Origin of the sequence: Paenibacillus sp. TAF43_2, from assembly GCF_052113545.1 — a bacterium.
Lineage (GTDB): Bacteria > Bacillota > Bacilli > Paenibacillales > Paenibacillaceae > Pristimantibacillus.
Map to the genome: position 1 here is coordinate 1 of NZ_JBFRDK010000282.1, position 5,044 is coordinate 5,044.

5 protein-coding genes are annotated in these 5,044 nt (G+C 39.4%); 2 read left to right on the forward strand and 3 right to left on the reverse strand.

Translation table 11 applies throughout. The features are described 5' to 3' along the window. The 3 genes from AB4Z17_RS31895 to AB4Z17_RS31905 all read right to left on the reverse strand — a co-directional run. Window positions 1-1,095, reverse strand: a 1,095-nt coding sequence (locus AB4Z17_RS31895; protein ID WP_441964317.1) for an efflux RND transporter periplasmic adaptor subunit, incomplete at its 3' end; no start/stop codon positions are given. Window positions 1,096-1,105: 10 nt separating this feature from the next. Then, window positions 1,106-1,963: a carbohydrate ABC transporter permease gene (locus AB4Z17_RS31900; protein ID WP_441913488.1), complete on the reverse strand. Its 858-nt coding sequence runs from the start codon at window positions 1,961-1,963 to the stop codon at window positions 1,106-1,108. A gap of 14 nt (window positions 1,964-1,977) precedes the next feature. Further along, window positions 1,978-2,844 carry a carbohydrate ABC transporter permease gene (locus tag AB4Z17_RS31905; protein ID WP_441913486.1) on the reverse strand — a complete coding sequence of 289 codons (867 nt, stop codon included), beginning with the start codon at window positions 2,842-2,844 and terminating at the stop codon, window positions 1,978-1,980. Window positions 2,845-3,024: 180 nt separating this feature from the next. On the opposite strand from AB4Z17_RS31905, the gene AB4Z17_RS31910 reads away from it, so the two are divergent. Both AB4Z17_RS31910 and AB4Z17_RS31915 read left to right on the forward strand, forming a co-directional pair. Then, a complete protein-coding gene (locus AB4Z17_RS31910; RefSeq protein WP_441913484.1) occupies window positions 3,025-3,714 on the forward strand; it encodes a response regulator transcription factor in 690 nt (229 codons plus the stop codon). After that, complete coding sequence (locus AB4Z17_RS31915) at window positions 3,653-4,858, forward strand: sensor histidine kinase (protein WP_441964319.1); 1,206 nt, start codon at window positions 3,653-3,655, stop codon at window positions 4,856-4,858. Before AB4Z17_RS31910 ends, AB4Z17_RS31915 begins: the two co-directional genes overlap by 62 nt. Window positions 4,859-5,044 lie beyond the last annotated feature (186 nt).

Below are 5,044 nucleotides of genomic sequence, written 5' to 3' on the forward strand. Positions count from 1 at the left end.
TTCCTGCAGTGGTTCACTTGATTCAATAATGATCTCATCCTTTGGACTTAACCCGCTCACTACTACGATTTCATCCTCGGTTGAATCACCTGTTAAAACATAAGCTTTGCGTGCATTGAACGAATTGCCGAGCGAGTTTTTCTTCTCCTCAACTACATAGACAAAGCTACCTGTTGCATCTTTATGAACCCATTTTTTTGGTAGCACAAAGCCTTTTTCATTCGATTCCTTCTTTATATCTAGACTTACTTGTTCTCCGCCTTGAAGGACATCATCAGTGATGGAAACGACAACCTGATAACTGGATTCAATGGTTGCATCTTCGCCGGAATCTTCATTGTTTTCTTTAGATGCAGTTTTTATCTCTTGAATTTTACCGTCAACAAATTTATTGTCTTTTTCCAATCGAACAGAAACCTTGGACCCCCTCTCGAATAATGCCGTATTCCCCGAATTCACAGCAAATGAAAATTCGAAGCCCTTTCCACTATCCATAAGCGTTAATATTGACCCGCCTTGTGAGACATTCATGCTGTCCTCATCAATGATCTTTGTAATTTTACCGTCAAAGGGAGCTGTGAGCGTTTGCTTGTCTGCTTTTTCTTTACGCAGCTTGCTTAATTTTCTTTGCACCAATTCAAGATCCATATTATCCAGTTCGAAATCTTGCTTAGCTTTGGCAATGATTTGCTCATCACCCCCTTGCAGAGCATTCTTTAAGTTCTCCTTCAGCACCTCCCGATTCATATTTTGCTTTTTAAGCAGCATTCCCTCTTGATATATCTGCTCATCGAGTTCAGAGCTGTCGAATGTCACGAGCCTTTGACCCTTCTTAACTTTTTCATTTTCTTTTACATGCACCTTCAAAATTTTGGAGCCACTCTCATTCATCAACTCTACCTGCTTACGAGGCGTTAAAATGCCACTCCCGTTAACCTGATGAACTAATGGCTTAGAAGCTAGCTTCTCCGTAATCACTTTGGGCAGCATCATCGTTTCGAGTGTACTGCTAAAGAAAGTCAAGCCCGCCAATACCGCAAAGAACAATATAAACAAAACAGCCGTTAAACGTTGTTGCTTAGATATGCTTGTCATCTCATTTCCCCTATCCTTTTATTCCAGATAGCTCTATGCCCTCAATAAAATACCGTTCCGCAAGCAGAAACAAGAGAATCATAGGCATCATATACAAGACCGCAGCGGCAAATGATACCCCAAGCGCATCTTCCTGCAAGCGAGATAGAAAAATGGACAAGGGCTGCAAAGCGGCATCCTGTAGAAAGATCAGTGGCTGCTCGACCATATTCCAGTAATCTGCAAACAGCAGAACAACGAGCGCTGCCATGCCAGGTTTCACCATTGGCAGGACCATCGTAATAAAGGAACGGAAATAACCTGCTCCATCCATTTTGGCAGCCTCCATATAAGCAGTTGGAATCTGGAGCATAAATTGTCTGAGCAGGAATACGCCAAACGCCGCAAATATTCCTGGTAAAACAATGGAGCTCGGACTATTAATAAGCCCCAATCGATCAGACATAATGTAATTCGGTACAAGTGTGACCTGAAACGGCATGAGCATCGTTATTAGGTACACAATAAATAACGCGTCTCTGCCAGGAAATCGCAGCTTTGCAAATGCAAACGCCGCTAGTGTTGCCACCACGACCTGACCAATAATAATTGGAACCACCATGAATACAGAATTCCAAAACATACGGAGAAATTGTGAAGTTGAAATCAGCACCTTAAAAAATTGCTCGAACGAAACCCAATCTGGAATCAGCTTCAAATTCGCAAAATCATTTATCTGCGTACTACCTAGCATGCCGTAATTCAGCATAATTTCCTTCTCCGTCATCACGGAGCTTACAATTGTTAGTACAACAGGAAACAGCATAACAAGTGCGATTACGGTTAAGAAGATAGTGAGTAGCAGTGTTTTTATGTGTTGTTTGTTCATCTACACACCTCCCTTTACTCCATAAACGAACGGAACTTTTTTTCAACTTGGAACAGTATGAGCACAATGGCTAGAATGCAGAGCACCATCAAGCATGCTGCAGCCGACAGCTTCTGAATATCGAGCGATAGGAACATATTGTTCATATAGTGCTGAAGCATATAGATGCTGTCATGTGGATAGTCACCTGCAACTAAATAGATTTCTCGAAATACCTTGAAAGAGTTCAGAATGGACATCAGTATAACTAAAAATCCTGTCGGCAATAAATAAATCAAGGTGATCTGGAGCTTACGAGCCCAGCTTGCTCCTTCTAGGTTTGCTATCTCATAATATTGATCAGGAATATTTTGTAGCCCAGCTAAGAACAGAATCATGTTATAGCCAATGTTTTTCCATACATAGATAACGATAATGACGCTTTGCGCCCACTCTGATTTCATCCAATCGATCCGATCGACTCCAAGCCACTCCAATACTTGATTTAAAAAACCATTCCAATCAAATAGAATCTGCCATACGAGCACAATGGAGGCTACTGGAACAACCAGCGGAAGCACATATGAGGTGCGCAGCCAGTTTCGTAAAAAGACTCGTTTGTTAAGCAGCATGGCAAGAGCAAGCGAAAGTATAATAAGAATGGGAACGCCAATAATAGTAAACCAGAATGTATTTCCCATTGCCGTTTGAAAGGAGGAACTAGTTATTAGGCTCTCATAATTGGCAAGTGACAACCCGGCCTCTCTGCTTGGATTCTCAAAAGAAAATACAATACTTTGACCAAACGGAATTAAATAAAATAGAGCAAAACCAATCAAGCTCGGAGCAAGAAAGCAGAAAGCTACAAGAATCTCTTTACGAGCTAAATTTGATATTCTCATAGCATCCCCATCCATTTTCGGTTTTTAAAATATACATTTTTTGTTCCTCCTAGACTTAATGCAACTATCGTATAACAAACGATGTTAAATCTCTGTTAAGTGAATTTCTTTATGTTAAATGAAATACTTAACATAGATTTAACCTATACTTAGGTACAATAGGAAAGAGGTGATTTAAGTATGAGAATACTTATTGTAGAAGACGAGCTTGATTTGCTAGAAGCGATTGCTGATGGCCTTAGAATAGATGGTTATGCTGTTGATACTTGTGACAATGGTGAAGCAGCTTACGAGCTTTTATATGAAGTAAATTACGATTTGGTTGTACTTGACTTAAACCTTCCAAAATTAGATGGGCTTGAGGTCTTAGCTAGGATACGAGATGAAAGGCCGGAATTAAAGGTGCTTATTCTCAGTGCAAGAAGTAGTGTTAATGACAAGGTAATGGGCTTAAATATTGGTGCAAATGATTATTTGGGGAAGCCATTTGATTTTGCTGAGTTGGAAGCAAGAATAAGAAATTTGTTAAGGCGAAGGTTTGTGCAAGAAAGTAGTATACATTGCTGCGGTGCAATTAAAGTGGATTTATCAAAGCGTATTGCAGTTGCTAATGGAAACGAAATATCACTTACAAAAAAAGAATTTGCATTGCTTGAATATTTCCTGCTTAACAAGGATAAAGTGGTTAGCCAAGAAGAACTGATTGAACATATCTGGGATCAGAATGCGGATAGCTTTAGTGGTGCTATACGGGTTCATATTGCAACTCTCCGAAAAAAGCTGAAAGCTATATTAAACTATGACCCCATTGGAACGAAAATTGGCGAGGGATACTTGTTATCAGATATGGCTGGTGATGATAATGCTTAAAAAAACGCCAATTCGCTTGCGATTTACGGCTATGATTGTGGCACTTTTGACTGTTTGTTGTGTAGGCCTTACCGTTATACTTAATTTATCAGCTTATCTAATGGCTTCAAGAATTGATGCGAATTTGGTAATACCGGCAAAAGAAATCGACAAATATGGACGAATTAATGAAATTCCGCAATCACCGGCAAGCAGTATAATCACTCCCGTTCCATCTGAAGATTCCCGACAAGCAAGAATGGATTTTAGATTTCAGAGCATTATATATATGATTTTTGTTATTGTTGGCGGTGGATTTTTAACTTACTATATTTCGGGTAAGGCATTAAAACCACTTAATACACTAAACGATCAGGTGAAAAACATAAATGTGCATAATCTATCTGAAACATTATCTGTGCCGCCTACAAAGGATGAAATTGCAGAGCTTACTGTCACATTCAATGAAATGACGGACAAACTGGCTAATGCTTTTATGATGCAGGGAAGATTTTCAGTAAATGCTGCACACGAGCTTAGAACACCCCTTTCTGTGTTACAAACAAAGGTTGATGTATTTAACAAGAAAGAGGATCATACTAAACAGGAATATGATACACTTATTTCTGTTATTGAAAAGCAGACCCAGCGCTTGAGAGGTCTCGTCGGTAACCYGTTAGATATGACGAATATGGATGATAACGGTGAGTTTAGCAGCATTTGTTTAAAGGATGTTTTTGAGGATATTACTTCAGAGCTCTCTCACATAGCTAAAGATAAAAATGTTGCTCTGATCTTAGACTGTGATAATAGTATCGTTACTGGAAACACGGACTTATTGTATCGTGCCTTTTATAACCTAGTGGAAAATGGAATTAAGTACAACACGGACGGTGGCGGCAGGGTTGAGGTAATGGTAAACAGATTAAGCAAGGGACAAGTTTCAATTAAAATTAAAGATACAGGTGTCGGTATTTCTGAAAACAATAAAAAGCATATATTTGAGCCTTTTTATCGTGTTGATAAATCGCGTTCCCRCCAAGTGGCGGGTGCGGGCTTAGGGCTCTCGATTGTTGATAGTATTATCAAAAAACATAATGGTGTGATTACCGTTACTGATAATGAGGATGGCGGAACTTGCTTTAATGTCATATTAACTATATAGCCGCTGTTTCACAGTTTTCCTGAAAATTGACTACCTAGTGTARGGCATGGCTGGTTCGCAGACCTTTATCTTAACAATATTAATGAGGCTGCCATTCTGAAACGACAGCCTTGGCTTACCTTTAGTTTATTTTCATAAAATTCATTGAGCAGACGTGATACGCGATTTTGGTTATCGAGTTGCGAC